22 protein-coding genes are annotated in these 23,041 nt (G+C 62.4%); 10 read left to right on the plus strand and 12 right to left on the minus strand.

What is annotated here, in order from left to right; all coding sequences use genetic code 11:
- Nucleotides 1-74 precede the first annotated feature (74 nt).
- The 4 genes from Q0316_RS03440 to Q0316_RS03455 are packed head-to-tail and all read left to right on the plus strand — an operon-like array spanning nt 75 to nt 3,560.
- Nucleotides 75-1,031 (plus strand): hydroxymethylglutaryl-CoA lyase, encoded by a 957-nt coding sequence (locus Q0316_RS03440; protein ID WP_298669737.1) that lies wholly within the window; start codon nt 75-77, stop codon nt 1,029-1,031.
- Nucleotides 1,028-1,708 (plus strand): isochorismatase family protein, encoded by a 681-nt coding sequence (locus Q0316_RS03445; protein WP_298669739.1) that lies wholly within the window; start codon nt 1,028-1,030, stop codon nt 1,706-1,708. The genes Q0316_RS03440 and Q0316_RS03445 overlap by 4 nt, the downstream gene beginning before the upstream one ends.
- A complete protein-coding gene (locus Q0316_RS03450) occupies nt 1,708-2,634 on the plus strand; it encodes a polysaccharide deacetylase family protein (RefSeq protein ID WP_298669742.1) in 927 nt (308 codons plus the stop codon). The genes Q0316_RS03445 and Q0316_RS03450 overlap by 1 nt, the downstream gene beginning before the upstream one ends.
- Complete coding sequence (locus tag Q0316_RS03455; RefSeq protein WP_298669745.1) at nt 2,631-3,560, plus strand: polysaccharide deacetylase family protein; 930 nt, start codon at nt 2,631-2,633, stop codon at nt 3,558-3,560. Before Q0316_RS03450 ends, Q0316_RS03455 begins: the two co-directional genes overlap by 4 nt.
- A gap of 84 nt (nt 3,561-3,644) precedes the next feature.
- Here the strand turns inward: Q0316_RS03455 and Q0316_RS03460 are convergent, their stop codons facing one another.
- The 4 genes from Q0316_RS03460 to Q0316_RS03475 form a co-directional block, all read right to left on the minus strand.
- Nucleotides 3,645-3,971, minus strand: a complete 327-nt coding sequence (locus Q0316_RS03460) for a hypothetical protein (RefSeq protein ID WP_298669748.1) — start codon at nt 3,969-3,971, stop codon at nt 3,645-3,647.
- On the minus strand, nt 3,968-5,098 hold the full coding sequence (locus Q0316_RS03465; protein WP_298669750.1) for a class I SAM-dependent methyltransferase: 1,131 nt from the start codon (nt 5,096-5,098) through the stop codon (nt 3,968-3,970). Before Q0316_RS03465 ends, Q0316_RS03460 begins: the two co-directional genes overlap by 4 nt.
- A gap of 85 nt (nt 5,099-5,183) precedes the next feature.
- Complete coding sequence (locus Q0316_RS03470) at nt 5,184-6,116, minus strand: VOC family protein (protein ID WP_298669753.1); 933 nt, start codon at nt 6,114-6,116, stop codon at nt 5,184-5,186.
- Between the two features lie 83 nt (nt 6,117-6,199).
- Nucleotides 6,200-6,976 carry a GntR family transcriptional regulator gene (locus tag Q0316_RS03475; protein ID WP_298669756.1) on the minus strand — a complete coding sequence of 259 codons (777 nt, stop codon included), beginning with the start codon at nt 6,974-6,976 and terminating at the stop codon, nt 6,200-6,202.
- Nucleotides 6,977-6,999: 23 nt separating this feature from the next.
- On the opposite strand from Q0316_RS03475, the gene Q0316_RS03480 reads away from it, so the two are divergent.
- A complete protein-coding gene (locus tag Q0316_RS03480) occupies nt 7,000-7,491 on the plus strand; it encodes a heme-binding protein (protein ID WP_298669759.1) in 492 nt (163 codons plus the stop codon).
- Nucleotides 7,492-7,537: 46 nt separating this feature from the next.
- Here Q0316_RS03480 and Q0316_RS03485 read toward each other — a convergent pair whose 3' ends face one another.
- The 8 genes from Q0316_RS03485 to Q0316_RS03520 form a co-directional block, all read right to left on the minus strand.
- Entirely contained in the window at nt 7,538-8,389 is an 852-nt protein-coding gene (locus Q0316_RS03485) for an SDR family NAD(P)-dependent oxidoreductase (RefSeq protein ID WP_298669761.1), read from the minus strand.
- Between the two features lie 11 nt (nt 8,390-8,400).
- Complete coding sequence (locus Q0316_RS03490) at nt 8,401-10,377, minus strand: FAD-dependent oxidoreductase (RefSeq protein WP_298669763.1); 1,977 nt, start codon at nt 10,375-10,377, stop codon at nt 8,401-8,403.
- A gap of 2 nt (nt 10,378-10,379) precedes the next feature.
- Nucleotides 10,380-10,676, minus strand: a complete 297-nt coding sequence (locus Q0316_RS03495; RefSeq protein WP_298669766.1) for a hypothetical protein — start codon at nt 10,674-10,676, stop codon at nt 10,380-10,382.
- 76 nt (nt 10,677-10,752) lie between these two features.
- Nucleotides 10,753-13,062 (minus strand): TonB-dependent receptor, encoded by a 2,310-nt coding sequence (locus tag Q0316_RS03500; protein WP_298669769.1) that lies wholly within the window; start codon nt 13,060-13,062, stop codon nt 10,753-10,755.
- Nucleotides 13,063-13,201: 139 nt separating this feature from the next.
- Nucleotides 13,202-14,020: an alpha/beta hydrolase gene (locus Q0316_RS03505; RefSeq protein WP_298669772.1), complete on the minus strand. Its 819-nt coding sequence runs from the start codon at nt 14,018-14,020 to the stop codon at nt 13,202-13,204.
- Entirely contained in the window at nt 14,017-15,420 is a 1,404-nt protein-coding gene (locus tag Q0316_RS03510; RefSeq protein WP_298669776.1) for an FAD-binding protein, read from the minus strand. Before Q0316_RS03510 ends, Q0316_RS03505 begins: the two co-directional genes overlap by 4 nt.
- A 178-nt stretch (nt 15,421-15,598) precedes the next feature.
- The gene (locus Q0316_RS03515) at nt 15,599-16,951 is read right to left on the minus strand and encodes an MFS transporter (RefSeq protein WP_298669779.1); all 1,353 of its coding nucleotides are present in this window, start codon (nt 16,949-16,951) and stop codon (nt 15,599-15,601) included.
- 41 nt (nt 16,952-16,992) lie between these two features.
- The gene (locus tag Q0316_RS03520) at nt 16,993-18,198 is read right to left on the minus strand and encodes a class I SAM-dependent methyltransferase (RefSeq protein ID WP_298669781.1); all 1,206 of its coding nucleotides are present in this window, start codon (nt 18,196-18,198) and stop codon (nt 16,993-16,995) included.
- Nucleotides 18,199-18,333: 135 nt separating this feature from the next.
- Between Q0316_RS03520 and Q0316_RS03525 the strand changes: the two genes are divergently transcribed.
- Genes Q0316_RS03525 through Q0316_RS03545 form a run of 5 tightly spaced genes read left to right on the plus strand, consistent with a single transcriptional unit; the run spans nt 18,334 to nt 22,820 of the window.
- A complete protein-coding gene (locus tag Q0316_RS03525; protein WP_298669783.1) occupies nt 18,334-19,521 on the plus strand; it encodes an FAD-dependent monooxygenase in 1,188 nt (395 codons plus the stop codon).
- Nucleotides 19,518-20,288, plus strand: a complete 771-nt coding sequence (locus Q0316_RS03530; protein ID WP_298669786.1) for a hypothetical protein — start codon at nt 19,518-19,520, stop codon at nt 20,286-20,288. Before Q0316_RS03525 ends, Q0316_RS03530 begins: the two co-directional genes overlap by 4 nt.
- On the plus strand, nt 20,285-21,754 hold the full coding sequence (locus Q0316_RS03535) for an aldehyde dehydrogenase (RefSeq protein ID WP_298669788.1): 1,470 nt from the start codon (nt 20,285-20,287) through the stop codon (nt 21,752-21,754). The genes Q0316_RS03530 and Q0316_RS03535 overlap by 4 nt, the downstream gene beginning before the upstream one ends.
- A 3-nt stretch (nt 21,755-21,757) precedes the next feature.
- Nucleotides 21,758-22,249, plus strand: a complete 492-nt coding sequence (locus tag Q0316_RS03540; protein WP_298669790.1) for a nuclear transport factor 2 family protein — start codon at nt 21,758-21,760, stop codon at nt 22,247-22,249.
- 19 nt (nt 22,250-22,268) lie between these two features.
- Nucleotides 22,269-22,820: a glutathione peroxidase gene (locus tag Q0316_RS03545; RefSeq protein ID WP_298669792.1), complete on the plus strand. Its 552-nt coding sequence runs from the start codon at nt 22,269-22,271 to the stop codon at nt 22,818-22,820.
- Nucleotides 22,821-23,041: the final 221 nt, after the last annotated feature.

Here is a 23,041-nt window from a genome sequence, read left to right on the forward strand (position 1 = left end):
TTCGCGTTGAGTGCGTCTCGACAATCCGGCATCATTTGATATAGAAATAGGACAATAAGGCAAGCAGAGGTTTGATGACACCCGAGATATTGGTCAGCGAGGTCGGCCCGCGCGACGGCCTGCAAAGCATCAAGAGCATCCTGCCCACGAACGTCAAAAAGGCATGGATCGCAGCCGAGGCGGCGGCTGGCGTGCGGGAGATCGAAGTGGGCAGCTTCGTTCCCGCCAAACTGCTCCCGCAGCTCGCCGATACTGCCGAAATCGTCGCTTACGCCAAGACCATTCCGGGGCTGACCGTGGCAGTTCTCGTGCCCAATCTGCGCGGCGCCGAGGCGGCGATCGCCGCGGGCGCGGACAAGCTCACCCTGCCGCTGTCGGTTTCCGAAACGCACAGCCTCGCCAATCTGCGCCGCACCCATGCGCAGGTGATCGACGAGGCGCGCGCCATCGCCGCGCTGGTCGCCGCGCAGCCGACGGGCAAGCGTCCGCATTTCGAGGGCAGCCTTTCGACCGTATTCGGTTGCACGCTGGAAGGCGCGATCCCGCTGCCGCAAATCCTCGGTCTCGCGGAACAACTGATGGAAGCGGGCTGCGACGAGGTCGGGCTTTCGGACACCACCGGCTATGCCGATCCGAAAGCGGTGAAAGATATGGTGCGCGCGGTGCGCCACACGATTGGCGACAAAGCGCTCACCGGCATTCATCTGCACAACACACGTGGGCTTGGCCTCGCCAATGTGCTCGCCGCGTTGGAAATGGGGCTGGAGACGGTCGATTCCTCGCTGGGCGGCATCGGCGGCTGCCCTTTCGCGCCAGGCGCGAGCGGCAATATCGTGACCGAAGATCTGGTCTTCATGCTTCAGACGATGGGGCTGAAAACCGGCATCGACCTTCCCAAGCTACTGGAAGTCCGCAAGATCATCGCCGCCGCGCTGCCCGGCGAGCCGCTTTACGGCTTCACTCCCGATGCCGGGCTGCCGCTCGGTTTCGTTCCTGAATCTCGGTCAAATTCCATGGAGACTGCGGCATGACGATCGGCACCAAGATGATCCGGGAGGAGAAAACCGCCCGCCAGATATTTGAAGAGGTGATGGCCAACCCCGCGCGGACGAAGTTTGGCTTCGGCGAACGGCTGGCGATCGTGAACGTCGATTTCCAGAATGCCTATACCCGGATCGACGAATTCAAGACCGCCTATGAAACCGATCCGCGCCAGATCGAATATGCCAACACCATCTCCCGTCTTGCCCGCGAAAAGGGGATGCCGGTCATCTGGACGCATGTGGCGTACATGAAGGATGCAAGCGACGCCGGCGTGTGGGGAACGCGAACGGATACGCCGGATTCGCTCCAGAACATCAAATATGATTCGCGCCGCCACCAGTTCGACGATCGCTGCGAGATCGATCACGAGCGCGACGCGATCTACACCAAGCGAATGCCTTCCGCCTTTTTTGAAACGCCGCTGCAAAGCCTGCTGGTGTGGCACAAGGTCGATACCGTCGTGGTGACGGGCGGCTCGACCTCCGGCTGCATCCGCGCGACGGCGGTGGACAGCCTCAGCCGAGGCTATCGCACCATCGTCCCGATCGAGACCTGCGCAGACAAGCACGAAAGCTATCACTTCGCCAATCTGACCGACCTTCAGCTCAAATATGCCGATGTCGAGCCGGTGCAGTCGGTAATCGACTGGCTGGAGGCACGCTGATGCGCGAGGGCGAGAAAGATCCCGGCCTCTATGATTTCCGGCCCTATCGCGATCGCGAGAAGCTGGAATGGCCGGAAGGCAAGAAGGTCGCGGTGTGGGTGTCCCCCAATCTCGAATATTATGAGATCGACCCTCCGGCCAATCCGCACCGCAAGAGCTGGACGAAGCCGCATCCGGATGTGCTGGGCTATGGTCACCGCGATTATGCCAACCGTATCGGTCATTGGCGGATGGCCGAGGTGATGGAAAAACACGGGTTCAAGGGATCGGTGTCGCTCTCGGTCGCGCTGTGCCAGCACCACCCCGATGTCGTCGCCAATGCGAATGAACTCGGCTGGGAGTTCTTCAGCCACGGCATTTACAATACACGCTACAGCTACGGCATGGATGAGGCGCAGGAGCGCGCCATCATCGAGGATTCGATCAGGACGGTCCGTGAAGCATCCGGCCAGACGATCAAGGGCTGGCTCGCACCGGCGCTGACGCACACGCCACGCACCCTCGATCTGATCGCCGAATATGGCATGACCTATACCTGCGATCTCTATCATGACGATCAGCCGGGGCCGGTGCATGTGAAGCAGGGGCGCCTCGTGTCGATGCCATACAGCATCGAGGTGAACGACCATTATGGTTTCTTCGTCTATAATATGAGCCCGCGCGAATATGCCGACACGCTGATCCGGCAATATGAGCGACTGGCGGCGGAGGGCGAGAACTCCGGTACGGTGATGTGCATTCCGCTGCACAGCTATCTGATCGGTCAGCCGCATCGCATCGGCCCGTTCGAGGAAGTGCTGCGCCACATCGCCGCCGATGGCCGCGCGTGGATCACCCGATCGGGCGATATCGCCGATCATTTCCTCGGCAACGGCTATGACGCCGCAGTCGCCGATGCAGCCCGTTACGCAAAGGCATCAGCATGACGCTCGACCCCGCTTATCTGGAATATCCGCGCCGCCGCGAGGGGATGGATCACGACCTCTACGCCCCCTCGCCCATGCCCTCGCGCAAGCCGGTCCACTGGCCCGGCGGCAAGCAGGTCGCGGTGACGCTGCTCGTCAACCTCGAATGGTTTCCGATCACGCCGGACGACAAACCGTTCCGCGCGCCGGGCCATATGGTGACGCCCTATCCCGATTACCGTCACTATACCGCGCGCGAATATGGAACGCGGGTGGGCTTTTATCGCCTGCTCGACGCCTTCGCCAAGGCCGGGGTGAAAGCAACGATCGCGGTGAATTCAGTAATCGCGGAGCGTTATCCCTCGATCATCGCCGACATACTGAGCGGCGGGCATGAGATCATCGCCCATTCGACCGACATGAACGGCACGATCGCCGGCGGCATCTCCGAAGAAGAGGAACGCGCGCTGATCGCCGCGGCGCGCGATACGCTGGCGAAGGCGATGGGCGCGGCGCCACGCGGCTGGCAATCAATCGCCCGCTCGCAGAGCTTCAACACGCCCCGCCTGCTGGTCGAGGCGGGCTTTGATTTCATGTGCGACTGGGTGAACGACGATCTCCCTTATATCGCGTCAACGGAAGCCGGCCCGATCGTCAGCGTACCATTCAACCACGAACTGTCCGATCGGCAGATGATCGCCGTGCAGCAACAGTCGATGGACAGCGTAGCCCAGCAGATCGAAGACGCGCTTGCATGGCTGACGGCGGAAGCGGCGCAATATGGCGCGGGCCGCGTACTGCCCTTCACATTGACGCCTTATATCACCGGCCTGCCCTATCGCATGGACGCGTTCGAGACGCTGCTTGGCCGACTGGCGACGGACGACGCAATCTGGTTTGCCACCGCGAGCGAACTGGTGGATTGCTGGCGCCCGCAAGCCGCCTGAGCGAAGCTAGATATTGAACGGCCCGGTCGGAAGCTATTCTGACCGGGCCTTTTTTTTCCGCCCAAGGGAGGAGCCGGGCGAAAATCAGGAGGTTAACGCCTCCGCTTGATCGCGCGGGTCGAGAAAGATGCGCAGCGCGCGCATCAGCAGCGCATCCATCGCCTCGCGACGTTCCTGCGCGGGGTCTCCATCATAAGCGATATCGCGCAACGCCGACACAGGTTCACCACGCAGGTCAGCGACCAGCCGCTCCAGCCGATCGATCCGGTCGTTCGATACCGACAATTCGATCAGCAGCGCCAGCGCGATATTGAGCACATCCTCCGCTTCCCCGCAGCCAAGACTTTTGGGGCGATTACCGCGCGCGGAATGAATAAGCGCGGTCAGCGCCTCCGTACTAGTCGTCGTCATGCAGGCTTCCTTGCACTGATCGCGTACCAGCGATTGCCGGCGAACCCCTGCAACGCGGCGAGATCATGTTCGACGATCTCCTCGGCGGCAAAGCCCGCGGCAAGCATGTCGGCACGCAGATCGGCGGTGGCATAGGTGTTCCAGTGCACCTCGCCGTTGAAATGAGTATCCCAATCCCGCTCGACCTGATGGACGATGCTGGGCTGGTTGCGGATTGCGACATCCTGATGAATCACGATGCCGCCGGGGCGGACAAGGCGGCGCGCTTCACGCATCATCGCACGGCGCTTTCCCTCGCCGATTTCGTGCATGACGTTGTGGGAGACGACCAGATCGAAGCTGGCGTCGGCGAAGCCCATCTCAGCCGCGTCCATCTGATGAAAATGGACTCCGACGCCTAGTGATTCCGCACGCGCATGAGCATAACGCAGCATCGCGGCGCCGATATCGACCGCGTGCACCTCAGCATCGGGATCATGCGCGGCATAAGCAGCGGACGCCGCGCCGGCCGAGCAGCCGATATCCAATATGCGCTTCGGTCGGAAACCGTCGAAATGCTCGTCGAGCAGTTTGAGGACCACGCCCGCCTTGCTGTCGCCGCGACCGATCCCCTGCCCGAAGGAAAAGACATTACCGCCACATTCATACAGCGCACCCGCGATCACATCGTCGTCGCCCTTATCCATCGCATAGCCGCCCGGCTGGAGATGGATATCGACCGCGGCAACCTCCGTCGACGGATCATAAGCCGGATCGAGATTGAGGCTGCCCTTGCGATCGGGCGCGTTCATCAGCGTCCGCGTTGCATCACGCATACGATCGAGATCGCGGTAGATCGGCTCACCGACCGAGACCCAGATCATCTCCTGCGCCGCGCGATTGGCAGCGCTCCAGCGGCGGTAGCTCGGCGACATCAGGAAAGCGCGCTGAACCTCATCCGGCGATTGCGGTGCGCGACCGTGCTTTTCGACGAACGCGGGCTTGGCCTCTGCCGCGAAGGCCTCGACATTGCGCGGGCGGACGTGCGCGTTGAGCAAGCGGCGCAGACCGACTACGGCTTCCTGCCGGCTGCGTTGCTCCGTGCTGGTTTCGGGCAGCAAGGCATGCTGCAAATCGCGAACCTTCATTACGGCTCTCCTGGGAAACTTATCGACCGAGAAAAGCATGGCACGCGGCGAACCGCAAGCCAATTTGACCTATCATTGATACAAATCAACCGGCCTCGATCAGTTCGAGTAATTCACCGGCTGGCCCGACGATCGTGCATGTCCGCCGACCGTTGTAGATCGCTTCCGCGCGCGATGCCGGCGGCGCGATCGAAAGCCCGGCGACGGAATCCAGGCTCTCGACCTCGAGCGTGACCAGCGCATTGCCCGGCGGCAGCCGCGACGGATCACCGGGCCGCACGCCGGCGACCATATCCGGCCCGACCGGATAGCCATCGAGTTCGATCAGATTGCCGCGCTGCCGCATACCGATCGCGCTCAATTCGATCGCATGATCGGCGGCGAGCCCCTGCGCGTGCTGAATGATATCAACCTTGCTCTGCCGCACAGGCCGTTCACGCAGCGAAAAGCGATCGACGTACCAACGCAGCATCGCGTTGAAATCGGGACCGGCGCAGACGACGATGAAGGTCCGCCCGATCGGGCCGCTCGGCGGCGGCAGGATCGACGTCTCACGATCGCCGGTTTCCGTCGTGAAGTAGAGACACTCCCCACCCGGCCCGACAACCTGCATCGCGATGATCGAAGGCATGAACTGCAAGGGCTTGGGCGGTCCGATGATCTTGAACGGCGAATCCGCGAGCCGCTCGGCTAGCGCGTACACATCATCGACGATGATCTCGAAGGCGGTCCAGCCGAAGGAAGTAAGCGGACGATAGCCGGGGACGGGCGGCGCCTCGACAAGGCGAACATATGTATCCGTCTCACCCGTCGCCTGCATGACAACATAGCGTGCGCCCGCGCTATCGCCCCGCCCCCAGCTTGCCGCCAATCCGGCGTCAAGCGTGCCGCTTTCCAGCGCGCGATAGTCGAAATAGTCAGCGTAACAGGCAAGCGCGCGATCGAGTTGCGGCACCGTCGCGGTGGTGGCGACGATCCGCAGCAGCTGTGGATCGGTAAAGGTCGTCCAATCGCTCATACCCATTCCCTCCGCTCGATGACCATTCCGAGGGGTGGCTATGTCAGCTTTTTTGTTATATCTCTATATCAAATAATCGGCCATCACAGCAGTTGCGACGCCGAGGCTGGAGAATTGAGATCAAGGCGGATCTGATAGCGATCGGGCCGGTATTGGGCGAGAATATGCTGCACCGGCACCCCATTGGTATCGAGCACGGTACGGCTGACCCGCAGGATCGGAGAACCAATATCCACCTGAAGCACCGCCGACAGCGCGGCATCGGCCAGTGTGGCGGAGATCGTCTGCCTGGCCGCGCCGATATGCACGCCTGCTTCCTCCAGCAGCGCCAGCATCGGGGTGGATTTCAGCTTGGCCCGCGTCATCTTCGCGCCGAGGGCTGCGGGAATGTAGCTGACGAAATGCCCAACAGGCAGGCCGTCCATCCCGCGCATACGAACGACGCGCAGCACCTCGCTGTTCACGGGAACCTCAAGCGCCTCGTCGATCGGCGGCCGCGCGGCCACCGTTTCGACCTCCAGCAGTTCCACCTTGGTCGCGCGGCCAAAGGTGAGCAGCGAGTCGAGCGCCTGTTCGATATTTCCCTGAATCGGCTTTGCGGGCGAACGGAACACCACGGTGGTGCCGACACGGCGCTTACGCTCGACCAGATGATTGTCGGCCAGTTCGTCCAGCGCGCGGCGCGCCGTAATGCGCGATACGCCGAACTGGGCGGAAACCTCCTGCTCGGTCGGCATTCGCGAACCGAAAGCCCGCTCACCGCTGGTAATTTCCTCGCGCAATTGCAGGAATATCTGATGATAGAGCGGCACCGCCTGGCCGCGCGCCACCGCGACAACTTCGTCGGTTTCACGTCGCAAGAAAAACTCTCCTCGAAATTCGTATGCGGCTCGGTCCGCAATTGCGCCGCCACGCGGTGAGCTTTCCAAACGCGCTTCGCAACAAGAAAGGTTCTGTTTCAATGGTGCTCAAGCCATTTATCGATAGCAATGACGCCCGCCAATTGATTGACGCCGCCATTTCCGCCGCCACGAAAGAAGGCCTGGCAATGACCATCGCCGTAACCGACGCGGCCGGATTTCCCTTTGCGCTCCAGCGAATGGATGGCGCCGGGTTGCTCACCGCGGATGTCGCGTTGCGCAAGGCACGCACGGCAGCGCTCCTCCGCGCACCAAGCCGGGCGCTGGCTGAACGCGTGCCAGCCGATCCCGCGTTGCTCGCGCTGACCGAATATCTGCCGATGGCGGGCGGCCTGCCGATCAAGACCAGCGATGGAATTGTCGCAGGCGCGATCGGCGTATCGGGCGGCACGGCGGAGCAGGACGAATATATCGGCGCAGCGGCATTGGCCGCGCTGGACGCCACCCACAGTTGACCGGCCCGCACGCCCGGCGAGCGATCCGCGCCCGCCGGGCCTCGGCTCAATGCATTTCCTCACCGCCCGACACGTTCATCGCTTCGCCGGTGATATAACGGGCCTGCCCGGAACACAGGAAAGCGCAAGCATTGGCGGTGTCGCCCGGATCGCCGACCCGCCCGAGCGGGATACGCCCGCGCATCGCCGCCATATACTCGTCCAGCGTCTGCCCGCGCGCCTTCGCCATATAATCGTTCTGCCAGCTTCCCAGCCCGGTCGTGACGTGATTGGGGCAGACCGCGTTGACGGTGATCTCCTGCGGCCCAAGCTCGATCGCGGCGGAGCGCGTGAGGCCGACCAGCCCGTGCTTCGAGGCGATATAGGAGGAGGTCAGCGCCGAACCGGATTTCGATCCCCGGCTGCCGATCGAGACCACGCGGCCACGCCCCCAGCCCGGCTGCACCTCCTGCTTCAACATCTGCCGCACCGCATATTTGGTCGCGAAGAAAGCGCCCCGCAGGTTCACGTTCATCACCGTGTCCCACATCTCCTGCGTCGCGTCGACCAATGGCCCAAAGAGATAGCCGACCCCCGCATTGTTGACGAGGATATCGAGCTTGCCGAACCGCTCCACCGCATAGGCGACCAGCGCTTCTACCTGCGCTTCCTCACGCATGTCGGCCTGGAAGGTGGCAACGTCGGGATTGATCCGGCGCAGATCATCCGCGACCGCCGCCATCTCCTCGGTCGAGCCGACGCCGTGCGCGGGCGCCATATTGCCCTCCACCCTGCCGAGATCGTGGATCACCAGTTTCACCCCGTCCTCGGCCAGCTTGCGGGCGATCGCCTCGCCCAACCCCTTACGACGGCCCGCCCCCGTGACGATCGCCACTTTGCCTTCCAGATCGGGATACATGACCACTACTCCTATAGTTCCATGGCCGCACGATAGCCTTCCGCCGTGGCTGTCAGCGCGATGCGCGGCGCTTTGCAATCACCGATGACGCGAACCTCCACCCCCGCCGCGCGCAGCGCAGGCGCCAGCGCATCATCCGGCACGCGCGCGGTGGCGTAAGTGAAGAAGGAAACGTCGCGCAGCGCCTGCTGCGCGCCGCTGAAGATATTGGCATAGGCGATTTCGCCTTCCTCGATCTTCGGCATCGGCAGCGGACGGACAGAGGTGATGATCTTCACCCCTTTACGATAAAGTCGATGATAAACCCCCTGCCGCACGACGAGCGATTCATCGCTGGCGATGCGATCGCGTGGGGTGAGGATCGTCACCTGATCGAAGCGATCGGCAAGGAACTCGGCTGCGTCATAGGTGAACGCGCCGTGATCTTCATCCCATATCACCGCGTTGCCCGGATTGCGGGCGGGATAAGCGGCCAATTGCCTGACCGCCTCGCGCAGATCGGGAACAAGCCCCTCGTCGCGCCAATCCTCCGGGAGGAATGCCGGCCATGCGGGCGTCGATCCGGTGGCAAGGATCACCACATCGGGGGCTAGCGCCAGTATCGCATCCACATCCGCACGCTGCCCGAGATGGAAATGCACCCCATGACGCCGGGCGGCCAGATGCTGATAATCATAGATGCTGCTCAGCCCCTCGCCGCCCGGCAGATTCGCGTGCAGCCGTGTCTTGCCGCCCGGCTCATCGGATGCGCCGAACACATGAACTTCATGCCCGCGCGCGGCGGCGACCCACGCCGCCTCCAGCCCCGCGATGCCTGCACCGACCACGGCGATCCTGCGTGGCACGGCGGCACGCTCGGGCCGCCAATCCGCTTCATCGACCGCGCCAACGCGGGGATTGTTGTCGCATAACAGCCCTCGCCCGGAGGTAATCATATGCCAGCAGGTATTGCAGGAAACGCAATAGCGGATTTCCGCCTCGCGCCCTTCCCGCGCCTTCAACGGCCATGCCGGATCTGTCACCAGCGGGCGGGCGAGCATCACCAGATCGGCGAGGCCATCACGGACAATCCGCTCGCCTTCATTGGGATCGGTAATGAGCCCCAGCGCACCCAGCGGGACACCCGGCGCCGCGCGACCGAGCCGCTGGATCGTATCGACATAGGGCAAGCGCGGCCCATGGTTGTCGGGCAGATGGGTGTAGAGCGTGTCCGAATGGCTACCCCAGCAATAGGTCAGATAATCCATCGCGCCTTCGGCGTGAAGCAGCGCGGTGATCCGCGCCGCCTCCACTTCATCAATGCCACCGTCGATGCCATCCCAGGCGGGCAGCTTGGCCCCGATCATGAAGCCCACGCCGCAGGTCTGGCGGATACTTTGCATCAGCAGCCGCAACAGCCGCGTCCGCCCATCCCGATCGCCGCCGAACTCATCCTCGCGCCGGTTGGAGTGGGCGGAGAGGAATTGATGAAACAAATGCCCGTGCCCTGCCGAAATCTCGACACCGGCAAACCCCGCCTTGGCGAGATTGGCGCAACTTGCGACGAAGCACTCGATCATCGCATGGACATCGGCGGTGGAGAGCGCCTCAGGCACTGTCCAGCTCAGATCATCCGGCAGCGCAGAGGCCCCGCGCGCAGCGAGATTGCGGAATCCGGCGCGAAAACCACGCCCGTTGTCCTGCACCTGACCAAGCATCAGGCCGCCTTCGCGCGCGACGGTCTCGGCCCATCGCGCCAGCGCATCGGCATTGACGCCGGAGAGCACCTGCGGCCGCGTCGGGAGGGTCTGCCACGGCAGCATCGCCATCGGCTCGCTCACCAACAACGACGCACCGCCGCGCGCGCGATTGGCGTAATAATCGATCAGCCGATCGGTGACGCGGCCATCCACACAATAATGGGTCGAGGTGGAAGCGTGGACGATACGGTTCGGCAGATCATGACCGCCCACGCGGACCGGCGAAAACAGATGCGGATAGCTGGTCACGCTCAATCCGGATCGTGAAGCCGCATCACGCGGCGGATGAAGCCGTTGTTCCAGTTCGCGCGTTCCGCCTCAACGTCGGCACTCGGCCGATATGCCTCGATATCGAAACGCGTTACGACGCCGTTCTCCTCCAGCAGGCGCTCGACGGTATCCTGCCGCTCGCGCATCGCGGAGAACTCCGCCATCAGTTCGAGAAAGCACGTCATCATCTGGTCGATCGCGGGATCATCGAAGAAGCGCGATCGCTTCCCCTTGCTCACCCGCGGGAGCTTCACATCGCTTTTCCTCGCGTCCGCCATCGCCGTTCGCCTCCGCAAAAGAAGCAGGGCGGGAGAGCCAATCAGCTCCCCCACCCTGCCAAGCTACATCATATGCTTAGAAGTTATAGCGCGCCCGGGCCATCCACGTGCCGGGATTGTTGAGATACGGATAGATCAGGAACGACGTCTTATAGGTGGAGTCGAAGCAATTGCTGCATTCCACGCCAAACGACCATCCGCTGTCAGACCCGAGTGTCAGCCCCGCGTTGACCAGGCTATGCGCCGGCTGGAAGCCAGCCTTGTCGTTCGAGGTCGCGACCCAGGTGCCACTGATATAATTCCAGTTCGCGCTCGGTTGCAGCGAATAGCCGCCGCCGAGATCGAAGCTGTAGCTACCGCCGAGCGTCGAGGTGAAGCGCGGCGCACGGGTCGGCTCAGCGACGCCGCCAGCCGGCGTGACGATGCCGGTGTTGCAGTTATTCGCATAAGTACCACCAAGGCAGCGCGCGATCTGATCCTTCGTCGCCTGATTGAGATTCGTATAGCGTGCGTGTTGCAGGCCGAAATTCCAGAACAGATTCAGGCTGCGAACCGGGTTGAAGCTGATTTCGCCTTCAAGTCCGTAATTCTCCATATCCGCCACGTTACGCGTCAGATAGGTGATCGTGTTGGTGAGCAGATTATAGCCGCCACCCGGAAGCTGCGCCTCATAATCCATGAAATAGAAGCCGGTAAGGTTGATCTTGACCTTGCGATCGAAGAACTCAGACCGGATACCACCTTCATAGGACCAGATCGTTTCCTTGGTGAAGGCCGCCGCGCCCACTGCGTAATAGGCACGCGAGTTCCAGCCGCCGGACTTGAAGCCCTTGGTCACCGATCCGAACACCATCACATCGGGCGTGATCTTGTAGTTGAGCGCGAAACGCGGCGTCCACACTTTCGATCGCAGTTCCACCGGAATGCCGGCGTTGAGCACATCCTGCGTATTGAATGGCTGATTGATCGCCGAGGAGCGCGCAAGCGGGCTGGCGTTCGGCGTATATGCGATCGTCTTGTCTTCGTCCGTATAACGGATACCGGCCGTGAAGGTCAGTTGCGGCGCCAGATGCACGTCGCCCTGGAAATAACCCGCATAGGCCTCGGTATTGTTGCGCATAACACGATCGCCGCTCACCGTTGCCGCGCCAGCAAGCGGAACCGAGATATTGGCAAAATTCGTCCAGTTACGCTCGTTGACGTAATAGAAACCACCGACATAGCTCAGAATATCGTTGAACGCCTTGCCAGTTACCTTGATTTCCTGGCTGAACTGCTTGCTCCAGCTATCGTTCACGAGCGGCGTGGAGGTGCCGCGCGCGCCGGAGATGAAGTTCACGCCGTCAAACACTACGCTCGCGCTGCTCAGCCCGGCGAAGCTGTCGGTCATGTATTTCTGGCGCATGTACGAATAGCCAGTGATGAAGTTGAGCGCCGCATCGTCGCCGACATCGACCTGGATGTTCGAACTGAACAGCGCCGAACGAGCGACGTTGCCCGCCGGGATATCGGCCAGACCGGGCGAGACAAGCCCCGTGCCGAGCCCCTTGTTGCTGAGCAGCGGCGTGAAGCTGATCCGGTCGCCGGTTTTAGCGTCACGGAAATTGGGCAGGTTCGCAACCGAGGAATAGGTGTAGCTCGCCGCCAGATCCCAGGTCACCGTATCGGACGGAAGCGCCCGCAGCGCGCCGCGCACGCCCCAGCTCTTTTCGCCGTTGAGCTTCTGGCCGGTTACCCGATTGTCCACATACCCGTCAGAGCGAATATAATAGCCGGAGAGCTTGGTCAGCAGCTTCTCACTTACCGGCAAATCGATCGAAGCGCGGAGCTGCGCACGATTATAGCGACCGTAGCTCGCATCGGCGAAGCCGGTGATATGGTCACTTGGCTTGCGCAGGATGACGTTGATCGCGCCACCCGTGGTGTTACGGCCAAACAGCGTGCCCTGCGGCCCACGAAGCACCTCGACCCGCTCGATATCGAAGAACGAGAAATTGTTGGCGCCCTGACGGGCGATATAGATATCGTCGACATAAGTGCCAACCGGCGGATCGAAGGTGGAAATAGATTCCGTATTGGCAAGGCCACGCAGCGAATAGGTGTTGGCGGTGCCAAGCGCGGTGTTGTTATGCCCGATCAGGTTCGGCACATAGTTTACCAGATCAAGCGTATTGTTGATCTGACGCACCTTCATGTCGTCACTGGTGATCGCGCTGACCGCGAGCGGCACGTCTTGGAGGCGCTCGGCGCGGCGCTGTGCGGTGACGACAATATCCGCATCGGCATCACTGGCGCCCGCCGGCTCAGCCGTCTGCGCGAATGCCGACGTGCCTGAGAGCAGGATCGCTCCGATGAAGAATCCGAATTTGGGCGAATTGAGAAGCATGACCATCTCCCTGAAACCTGATTTTGGCGCGAGGCCTGAGCCGCTACGCGGAACAAACAACGGCTCCGTCCCGCAGCACCGTTATTTGTCATATTACTATATCAATTAAAACGCTTGTAAACTGGTTTTTGCGAGCCGATCAACCAACTGCCTTCATTGCGAACTCCAATATCGGCTCGATCCATTCATCCGTCCGGTCCAGCACCATCCCCGGCCCGCCGGGCAGTTCCGCATAGCTCCAGTCCGGTCGCGCGGTGCGCAGCCGCCCACCCGATGGAAACAACGGATCGGTGCGGCTCGCCAGGATCAGCGTCGGGCAGGATATGCGCGGCACGTCGCGCTCGAAATCATGAAGCGGGATGACCGAATGGCCGTGCTCCTTCCACGGGCCGTGCATGAAATAGGTGGCGACAGAGACATGGACGGTCTCGTCGCTCCAATCCGGATCACCGACCCGGCGCACCCATGCCCAGCGATCGGTGAAGTGGCTGCCATCCGGTGCAATTTGCTGATTGTCCGGGAAGCGACCGATGCGCTCCGCCCGCTCGGCGGCGGAAAGATACGGCGCATTGTCCAGCACCAGTCCCACTACCAGCGCGGGCCGCTCCGCCGCGATATGCCCCGCCGCCAGCCCGCCGCCGCGATGACCAATCAGCAGGCAAGGACCGAGCGACAGCCCGTCGATCAGCGCGCCGATCGCAGCGGCATAGGCGTTGATCCCCGGCCTTGCCGGCGGATCGGACATACCGTGCGCGGGCAGGTCGAGCGCGATTGCGCGATAGCCCGCGCGTGCAAGCATCGGCAGTGCATGGCGAAACTGGATCGACGCCCATGGCGCCTGATGAATCAGAACCACGGGTGGCCCGTCTCCATGGCTGCGATAGTGCAATTGCCCGTCCGGCCCATCGACATAGCCGCGCCGCTCACCCGGCAGAGCGGTAAGGATCGGCAGCGTCATCGGCCAAGCTCCAGCGGGATGAGGTGATCGCCCAGCAACCGGCCAAAGGTCATTGCCGGTGTGACCATCATGCCCCCGCAAGCCGCCTTGCCCATGGTCTGACTCGAACCGAGTATCTCTCCGGCGGCATAGAGGTTGGCGATCGGCGAACCATCACGCCGGATCACGCGCAATTCATCATCCACCGCCAGCCCGATCGAACTCGAAATCGAACTCGCCTGCATACGGATCGCGTGGAACGGCCCCTCCGCGATCGGCAGCGGATGATGCGTCCGCCCGAAGAAGTCCTTCCCGGTCTGAACACCGTAATTGAACCCCTCAACCGATTTGAGCAGGCCATCCGCGTCGATCCCCGCCTTGTCCGCCAGCGCGGTCAGGCTGTCCGCCGTCAGGAATGCCGGGCCGCCTTCATCGACAGCGGCGCGGACCTGTTCGCGCGTCCAGCCCTGCACGATGGGCGGCGCTTCCGTCAGGATGCGGTGATCGAAGATGATCCAGTAACGCTGATCGGGTTGCTGGAACAACGCCATCTCGCGCGCATCGACGCTGTCGATATCCTCGCGGACGAAACGCCGGCCGGCGGCGTTGACATAGATTTCCCACGGCTGTCGCCGCTCAGGGAAATGCTCGATCCGGCCGACGGGTTTCGCCGGGAAATTATTGGTGTTGAACAGCGTGCCGAAGTTGCAGAACAGATTTTCCACCCCGCGCGCAAAGCCGCCAACTGCCTCACCCAGCGCCAGCCCCGCGCCACGCGAGAACGGCCACGGCGAGGCGTTATATTGCGGCATCCCGTTACGCGCGGCGAACTCCTCGGGATTGCCGGCATAGCCACCGCATGTCAGCAGCACAGCCTGCACGGCGATATCGCGCACTTTCCCATCCGGGCTGCGCACCGACGCACCAATGACAGCGCCCGTATCATCGGTCGTCAGCGCCGTGACAGCGTGACTGAGCAACACAGTCACCGCTCCATCGCGCTCCAGTTGCTCCACGATCGGGACCAACACGTTCTTGATCGTGATGCCGCCCTCGCTCCCCCAATAGTAACGCGGCAGGCGATACGGCTCATGGCCGAAACCCGTCACGGGATGCTCCGGCAACGGCTCGAACCCCTCGTCCATCAGCCAGTCGAAGGTCGCGGCAGCATGGTCTACCGCGCGGCGCACCAGCCCCGGATTGGCGGTGCCGCGACTGATCCGCATCACATCCTCGAAATGCAGGTCCGGCGTATCGTCGATGTCCCGCTCGCGCTGGAGCCGGGTTCCCGCAGCGCTCATCTGCCCTGTCGCGACCCATAACGATCCGCCAAGTTTGTCGGCGTGCTCGACCAGCAACACCCGCGCGCCGCGCCGCGCCGCGAAAATGGCCGCCGGCAGCCCCGCAGACCCACCGCCCACGATGAGAAGATCCCATCGCTGACAGGAGTCGGCTCCTTCTCGAATCACCGGCGCTGAACTCACTTCACTCTCCCTTTCCGACCGCAGGGCGGCGGATCAAATGTTCTATTTATATATCAAATCATCTGCGACGGTCGAAATCAAGCATTCCGAACCGCCGCCCGCTCGAATATGGCGTTCACGCCGTTGCCGGCGCCGCGTTTCCGGTTACCGTCTCTGCCTGATCCTCGGCGATCAGATTGCCGGCCATATCCTGCGCCAGCGCGCGATAATGCTTGAGGCCCAGGCAGACAAACAACAGCGACGGAATACCGACCAACAAGACGAACCCGCTCAACGCGATCGAGATCGCCTTGGGTGTCCCCATCCAGTCGGTCGCCGCGCCGATCAGCGGGGGGCCAAGCAGTGGGCCAATCAGCGTAATCACCGTATTGAAGATCGCGACCGAGCGGCTGCGCATCTCGCCCGGCGTAATCATCTGAAGCGCGGCCGGCCCACCGGCGGTGGCAACGGACTTGCCGATAAACGCGAGAAACATCGCAACCACCGCCATTTGTGCGGACGGCAGGATCGGATAGAGCGCGCTCATCGGCACGGTGATGAACAGCCCGAGGATGAGGACGCGCATCGCACCGTCCTCCTTTCCCTTACCCAGCGCCTTGCTGGCCCATAGCGCGATCGCCGTTCCGATCGGGCCGGCGGTGAAATAGAATAGGCCCGTCACCGCCCCGATTTCGCCGATGCTCCAGCCATGGACGCGCTGGAACAACGGCACATTCCACAGCGTCAGCGTGCTCATCGCGAAATTGCAGGTGGCACCAAGCGTCAGCGCGCCGAAACCACGCCAGCGCTTGAGCATGTAGCGCACGGCGCTGGCCTGCGGGCCATCCTGCCGGCTCAATTTCTCCGTCCGCGCCGGCTCGCGCACCGTCAGCATCAATATGGCGAACAGCAGCCCTGGGATACCGACGAAGAAAAAGGCAAGCTGCCAGGGCTCGAAATGCCCCATGCCGAACAATTCCATCGGCCCGGCGTCATGCAGCGTGGACACGAGATAGCCGCCGGCCAAAAACGCGAGGCCCGCCCCCAGATATGGCCCGGCCATATAGAGGCTGATCGCCCTGGCACGTTCCTTCCGACCGAAATAGTCGCTGATTATCGACACCGAGCACGGGCTGACCACCGCCTCGCCCAGCCCAAGCCCGAAGCGGAAGAACAGCAGCGGCAGAAAGCTCATCGCAAAGCCGCTCATCGTCGTCATCATGCACCAGATGACGATGCCCGCGACCAGCAGCCATTTACGACTCGTCCTGTCCGCCATCACGCCCAGCGGGATCGTCACCAGCACATTGAAGATCGAAAAGGCCGGCCCCATCAGAAGACCGATTTGAAAATCGCTCAGGCCCATCGCCTTTTTGATCGGCTCGACCAGCAGCGACAGGATATACCTGTCAAAATAGGAAAGGACGAAGACCAGCAACAACAGGACGACGACATACCAACGGTATAATTCCCCCGTTCGCTTTTCCACTGGCGTCCCTTTTCCCTGAAATGTCTGATTATTTGCGGATGTTATTGCGGCAGGCTGCTGCCGAAGACGTACCAGCCGCCCTTGCCGTGCCGTGGACGCCCCGGCTCATCCCAAGCGAAAGCCCCGTAACGGTCGGGATAGGTGTTCACGTCCGGCAGAATCTGCGCGAAGCTGCGCGCGCGGTCGAAACCGGCCTCAGCCATCAGCGCGATCGGATCCTGCGCGCGAAAAGCCGTATAGAACGGCTCATTGTTATTGTCGGTATCCCAGTTCCAGAAATAATCTTCCCAGGCATCGACCAGCCCGGTCGCGGGCAATTCCTGGTGCACCATCAGGCCGCCCGGTCGCAGCAGACGGCGACATTCCTTGAGGACGTTGCGCGTCGCCTTCACCGGGATTTCATGGAAGAAGAAGCTGGAGACGATCAGATCGAAATGCCCGTCCGGAAAATCCAGCGACTCCGCATTCTGCTGGCTGAAATGGACCGGCACGCCCTCATGCTCCGCGATCGCATGGCCCCAGCGCAGCAGCGGCGCGCCGAGATCGACGCCATGCGCCTCAACGCCGGGAAACGCCTCTACATAAGGAACAAGATTCTTGCCGGAAGATGTGCCGATATCGAGAATCCGCAACGGGCGGAAATCGGGACGCTCATGCTTGATCCACCGGCTGATGACACGCGCCACACCACCCCAGCTCCGATAACTCATCGTCGCTGAAAACACGCGCGCGCCAAGGCTGACGACGGCGCCCTGCGCCACATCATCCTCAACCCACTCGTTATGAAAGCAACCCGGCGTCAGATGCACGTCCTGCGCGGTGAGATAGCGCGGCATTTCCAGCGCCGGATCGAGGCGGAGCGATCCGCCCGCCGGGCTCCGCGCCGCAGCGTCCCGCGCAACGTCGATCATCTCCGGCAACGCGCGTTCGACGCTATCCTGCACTGACTGGAAACACATTTCCTGCGCGTTGTAACGCAGGGTGGAATAGAAGCGGTAGGACGCTTCCGGCTTCATCGCCTTTTCGATGGCAAGAGCGTTATCGAGCGCATCACCGCGCGCCTCGAAACGGGGTTTCACCCGCTCGTCGAAATCGCGCTTCACCATCTCCGGCATGTCTTGAATCGCATAGCGGCGGAGCGCGCTGCAAAAGCGCTGGCGCCCGCGCTCATCCAGTGTCGGTCGGGCGAGCGCCTCGATATCCGGGATCGCCGAGTTATGCCCGCTTTGCAGCGTATTCGCAGCCATCACCCAATCTCCTACCGGCATCCATGCCCACCGCGTCGTTTCCACCTTCACACCCACTGGACAAGAGGCGTTTACGACGGTTGATTAGTCTTATATCTAGTACAAATGAGATTGCAAGGGAGGGTGCCGAGCGCGATGAAACGGGTGTTGATAGCGGGTGCGGGTCCAGTGGGGCTAACGGCGGCATTGCTGCTGTTGCGGCGGGGAATCGCGTTCACGTTGCTGGAGCAATGCGCTGAACTGCCGGACGACCTGCGCGCGTCCACCTTCCATCCGCCAACGCTGGATATGCTGGACACCCTCGGCGTAGCCAAGGATCTGATCGCACAGGGGCTGATCGGCTCGACCTGGCAGGTCCGTATGCACCCGAGCGGCGAGCGCGCCGTCTTCGATCTCGCCGTGATTGGCGACGCCACCGCCCACCCCTATCGCCTGCAATGCAAGCAATCGGTGCTGTGCCGCCTCCTGCTCGATCGCGTTCGAGCCGAGGGCGGCGATGTCCGCATGGGCATGGCGCTGGAGGATTTCTCGCAGACCGAGGAGGGTGTGTCCGTCACAGCGCGCGACGCAGCCGGCGAATTGCACCAGTTCGACGGCAGCTACCTGATCGCTGCCGATGGTGCGCGGAGCGTCGTGCGCGGGAAGCTCGATCTTCCGTTCGAAGGAAAGACCTACCCCGAGACCACCATCCTTGCGACGACGCGATTCCCGTTCCACGAGCATCTGAGCGGCCTGTCGAACGTCAATTATGTCTGGAAGGAAAAGGGCACATTCAGCCTGTTGCGGTTGCCCGATCTGTGGCGGTGCAGCCTCTATCCCGATGGCGACGAAACGATCGAAGATGCGCTTCAGCCATCCAGTATCGCGCGCAAATTACAGGAAATCGCGCCGTGCGCCGAGGGGCATATCGTCGATGAAATCCGCCCTTATCGCATCCATATGCGGATCGTGGACGATTATCGCCACGGTCGCATCCTGCTGGCGGGCGATGCCGCGCATGTGAACTCGCCGTCGGGCGGTATGGGGATGAACGGCGGTATTCATGACGCGTTCGAGCTGATCTCGACGCTGGCCGAGGTGCTTGACGGCGAGCCGATCGAACATCTCGATCGCTACACGCGCCGCCGACACCCGATCGCATTGCAGGAGATACTGACCCAGGCCGATCGCAACCGCGCCCGGATGCAGGAGCGTGACAACGACAAGCGGCGCGCGATGCTCGCCGCGCTTCAGCGCACGGCCGGCGATCCCGCGGAGGCGCGCGCGCATCTGCTGCGCAGTTCGATGATCGAGGGGCTGCGCAAGGCGGCCGAAATCGCATGAGCGCAGGGGGCTATGATTACGGTCGCGCCGGCGTCGTCGGCATCGGCACGCCGCAAGCGAATCCGACGGTGGAGGCGGAGCTTCACGTGCTGATGCCGCCCAATGTGCTGCTCGCTACATCGCGGCTGACCAGCACGGCGAAAAAGCCGCTCGATCGGCTGCGCGACTATCTCGAGCACATGGATCGCGCGCTGGAGCAATTCGATACGTTGCGCCCGGCGGCATACGGTTTTGCCTGCACCGGCTCATCCTATCTGGTCGATCCCGCTCGCGAACGCACGCTGCTCGACGATTTCGAGGCGCGTTTCGGCTATCCGATCGTCACCGCCACCGCCGCGATCGACGCGGAACTGCGCCGATCGGGCGCGCGGCGCATCGCGCTCGCCTCCCCCTATCCGCAAGAACTGGCCGACGCCGCCACGGCCTATTGGCGCGCGCGCGGCTATGAGGTTGCCGAGGTCCGCCGGATCGAAACCGGCAGCGCGGACACACGCAGCATCTATTCGCTCGGCACCGCCGATGCGCGCCCGATCGCGACGGAACTCGCCACGCTCGACGTGGATGTCGTGCTGCTAAGCGGCACCGGGATGCCGTCACTCGCGCTGCTCGCCGATCCACCAGCGGGGGCATTGCTGCTCTCGTCCAATCTCTGCCTCGCACGCGCGCTCTGTCGTCAGATCGACGCAGCCGAGCCCGATCAAGCCAAATGGCTTCCGCGCCTCGCCGAGGCGCTCGCCCTGCCAAACGAAGGAATCTCCCGCCAATGAATATCCATCCAACAGCAATCGTCGATGCCGAGCGCATCACCGGCACGGGCAAGCCGATTCAGGTGGTTGACCCTTCCACCGAGCAAGTCATCGCTGAGGTGCCGGAGGCAGAGGATACACTGGTCGATCGCGCCGTCGCTTCGGCCCGCGCCGCATTCGAGCGCGGCGAATGGAGCCGCGCGAGCGTGGAGAAACGTCAGGAAGTGTTGCGCGCCTGCGCCGACGCGATCGACGCCGCGGCGGATCGCATCGCCGATGTGGAATGCGCCAATACCGGCATTCCCTTCGCACAGGTCCGCAACGGCCAGGTCGTCCGCGCGGCCGGCAACTTCCGCTTCTTCGCGGATTATATCGGCCAGATGACGGCGGAACTGTACGAGCAGGACCCGCAATATCTCACCTACGTCCGCCGCGAGCCGGTTGGTGTTGCCGCGCTGATTGCGCCATGGAATTCACCGCTGGCGCTCGGCTCGATGAAGGTCGCCTCGGCGATCGCGTTCGGCAATAGCTGCGTGCTGAAACCGGCGGAGCAGGATCCGCTCGGCCTCACCATGCTGATCGATGCGATCCAGAGTGCGGGGTTGCCGGCGGGCGTCGTCAATCTCGTCAACGGCTACGGCGCCAGCGTCGGCGACCGGCTGGTGCGGCATCCCGACGTGGATTGCGTTTCGTTCACCGGGGGCACGCGCACCGGCAAGATCATCATGTCGACCGCCGGCGCGAACCTGAAGCCTGCGGTGATGGAACTGGGCGGAAAATCCGCCAACATCATCTTCGACGACGCGGATTTCGACACCGCGCTGGACGGTGCATTGATCGGCATCTTCACCAACAACGGCCAGCAATGCCTGGCTGGCGCGCGCGTGCTGGTGCAACGCGGTATCTACAAACAATTCGTCGAGGCGTTCGTCGAACGGGCGAAGAAGGTGCGCGTCGGCGATCCGCGCGACGCGACGACCGAGGTGGGGCCGCTCGCGACGCGGCAGCATTACGATCATGTGATGAGCTTCGTCCCGACAATCGAGGACAGCGGCGCCCGCATCCTCGCCGGTGGCGGTCGTGCACCGGGGTTCGATCGCGGCTTCTATTTCCAGCCAACCATCGCGGAGGTCGATTCCAATATGCACCGACTGTGTCAGGAGGAGATTTTCGGCCCCTTCGCCACGATCATGCCCTTCGATACGGACGAGGACGCCTATCGCATCGCGAATGAATCACGGTTCGGGCTGGTCGGCTATGCCTGGTCGCGTGACATCGCGCGGATCATGGAAGCGCAGGAGCGGATTTCCGCCGGCACCATCTGGTGCAACACCCCGATGATGCGCGATCTGCGCGCGCCGTTCGGCGGTTATCGCGAATCCGGCGTCGGCGCGGAGGGTGGCCGTGCCGCAGAGGCATTCTACACCCGTCAGAAGGCGGTCAGCATCCCGCGCCGTCCGCTTACGCTACGCAAATTGGGGGCCTGAGCCATGGCAAACCCATTGCACGCCGAGTTGACCGAGTTTCTCGACGCCTATTTCACCGCCTGGAACAAATATGATGTGCCCGCGATGCGCGCGTTGTGGGATGAAAGCGAAGAACAGGCACTATATCTGGCGGAAGAGTGTGAACCGCATATCGGCTGGGACGCCATCCTCGGCTATTGGGGCGTTGACCGTTCCAGGGCCGAACGCCTGCTTACCTGGCGCGATTTACATGCGGTGCAAGCGAGCGAGGATGTCGCCATCGCATTTTTCCACGCCAATTGGAGCACGTACCTGCCCGGCAACCGGCTTTACCCGAAGCCGTTCGGCGGCCCGGTGCGGATCAGCATGACGTTGCGGCGCAAGCCGGACGGCTGGCGCGCGATCCATTATGTCGAATGCCCCCTCGCCTCGCTTGTCCAGGTACGCAAGGCGCATGAGAATGCTGTCGATCCCGCGCTGCATGCACGGCTCGCGGCCAAGGGAATCACCTACTGACATGAAAGAAGGAATGCCGGTGAGCACGAAAATTCAAACCATCCCACTCAAGACGATCGACGGTAAGCCCGCGACGCTGGCCGATTATGCCGGATCGGTCGCGCTGGTGGTGAACGTCGCGTCGAAATGCGGGCTGACGCCGCAATATGAAGGGCTGGAGCGGCTCTATCGCGACCATAAGGATCAGGGATTGGTGGTGCTGGGCTTTCCGGCCAACAACTTTCTGGCGCAGGAGCCGGGCACTGAGGACGAAATCGTCCACTTCTGCACCTCCACCTATGACGTGACCTTCCCGATGTTCGCAAAAATCAGCGTTGCGGGCGAAGACCGCCATCCGCTTTACGACGCGTTGGTAAAAGCCAAACCGGAACGGGCCGACAACGCAGGATCGGCAATGCGCGAACGGCTGACCTCTAAGAATATCCCGATCTATCCCGAACCTGAAATATTGTGGAATTTCGAGAAGTTTCTCGTCGCGCGCAATGGGACGGTTGCCGCTCGCTTCAGCCCCGGCACGGCACCGGACGATCCCGCGCTACTCGCGGCGATCAAGGAAGCGCTGAACGACTGAATCACCGCGGTCGACGAAGCCCGATAGCCGTGAGTGTGCAAGACCGGTGGAGTCCGGCGCGGCGCAAGCCGCGCGGACCAACATATTATGTGTTTGATCTGTGTATTTGGCCGTGCGGGTTTGGGCTGAAGCGTTCAGGTTCGTTTGCCGAGCACTTGCAGATATATGGGCACCTCCATTTACCGCTCGTCAAATGGGCTGCGTGATGTTTCACTGGCTCC

The sequence above is a fragment of the uncultured Sphingomonas sp. genome, from assembly GCF_937871615.1.
Taxonomy (GTDB): Bacteria; Pseudomonadota; Alphaproteobacteria; order Sphingomonadales; family Sphingomonadaceae; genus Sphingomonas.